2 protein-coding genes and 1 pseudogene are annotated in these 1509 nt (G+C 66.9%); 2 read left to right on the forward strand and 1 reads right to left on the reverse strand.

Annotated features, from left to right (window positions below):
- Nucleotides 1-364 precede the first annotated feature (364 nt).
- Both HMPREF0975_RS15355 and HMPREF0975_RS01225 read left to right on the forward strand, forming a co-directional pair.
- Nucleotides 365-529 carry a hypothetical protein gene (locus HMPREF0975_RS15355; protein ID WP_009232269.1) on the forward strand — a complete coding sequence of 55 codons (165 nt, stop codon included), beginning with the start codon at nucleotides 365-367 and terminating at the stop codon, nucleotides 527-529.
- A 291-nt stretch (nucleotides 530-820) separates the two neighbouring features.
- Entirely contained in the window at nucleotides 821-1282 is a 462-nt protein-coding gene (locus tag HMPREF0975_RS01225; RefSeq protein ID WP_009232270.1) for an IS110 family transposase, read from the forward strand.
- A gap of 2 nt (nucleotides 1283-1284) precedes the next feature.
- Here the strand turns inward: HMPREF0975_RS01225 and HMPREF0975_RS16505 are convergent.
- Nucleotides 1285-1509: pseudogene (locus HMPREF0975_RS16505) on the reverse strand (hypothetical protein); the annotation flags it as partial.

The following is a 1509-nucleotide window of genomic DNA, read 5'->3' on the forward strand; positions in this document are numbered from 1 at the left end:
CGTCTCCTACGGGGGAGAGCCGGAAGGTCGCGGCCGCTCTCAAGGCCGATCTGCACCGCTCCGAACCAGGAGGCCGCCTGGCAGGCTCTGACCGACTTCTCCGAGTCCGACATGGGGGTCAAGCACCCTTCAGACGGTGACGACCTGGGAGCGGGCCTGGGAGCGATTCACCCCTCTTCCTGGACTCACCGGCCGATGCTCAGGCGTGTCATCTCTCCCCCACTTCGTGGGGGGTACCCCCTCCACCAACAGTATCGAGACTGCGAGCTACCAGCTGCGCAAGGATCACCGATGAACCGCGGCCACTTCCCCTTTCGATGAGGCGGTGACCTGAGCTGGCGAAAGCTGGCGATCTGCGACACCTGTGGACAAGCGAGCCCGAGAACGCGACAAGGACAAAGGACTGCCAGCATCCAAGCGCAAGGCCAAGGCCAGACTCGTCGAAGGACAGACCACCACCGACCAGATACAAGGGCCCTGGCCCAGCCCCACCACCGCCTACCCCGACCGAATCAACCCCTACCTGTAAAACGCTTACACAGAAAACTGGACGCTGATGATGGTGTAGGAGCCTGCGTGGCGGTGACCCGCAACTTGACTGACACCCCCGCCTGCCCCGGTGCAGGAGGGCTGTCCTGAGCCTGATCTGTCCTGTCCCGCAGACGCCGCCACAGGCACGGGTGGTGCATGACCTCATAGGAGCATGACCACACCGCAGTGCGCCAGTCGCCACAGGTGTGGTCCCGTCAGCGTCCTGTCTGCCTGGCCCGAGCCGGTGGCACTCCCGACCAAGGAAGCACCAAGACAGGAGGCACGCTCCATGGATCTGACGGACCTTACCAGCACAGACACGGAGCCAGCGTCCCCGGCCCCACCTCCGGGACTGGTCGCTGGAGTCGACACCCATCAGGACACTCACACCCTGGCGGTGCTCACCGCCCAGGGCGCCGTGATCGCAACCAGCTCCTTCCCCGCCGACCAGCAGGGCTACGACGATCTGACAGCACACCTCGACCGCCTCGGTCCCCTCATGGCCGTCGGCGTAGAGGGCACCAGCTCCTACGGAGCAGGACTGACCCGTACCCTGCGCCAGGCCGGCTACGACACCGTCGAGGTGCTGCGCCCCAGCCGCCGGGTCAGACGCCACCACGCAAGTCCGACCCGATCGACGCCATCGCCGCGGCTCGCACCGTCCTGTCCGGAGACGGTGTCAGCCAGGCCAAGGACACCACCGGCCCAGCCGAGCAGATCCGGCTCCTGCTGGCAGCCCGCACCCGCCTGATCTCAGCCGCCACCGCGATCACTAACAGTATCCACTCCCTGCTGACCACCGCCCCCGAGCCCCTGCGCGAGCGCTACCGCAGGCTCGACACCCCGGCCCTGATCACCCGCCTGGCTCGAACTCGTCCCACCAGAACCATCACCACACCCCAGCAGGCCGCCACCAGCGCCCTGCACCACATGGCCCGCACCCACCAGGACCTGCACCACCGAGCCGAACGGCTCAAC

The sequence above is a fragment of the Actinomyces sp. oral taxon 849 str. F0330 genome (assembly GCF_000239715.1).
GTDB lineage: Bacteria > Actinomycetota > Actinomycetes > Actinomycetales > Actinomycetaceae > Actinomyces > Actinomyces johnsonii.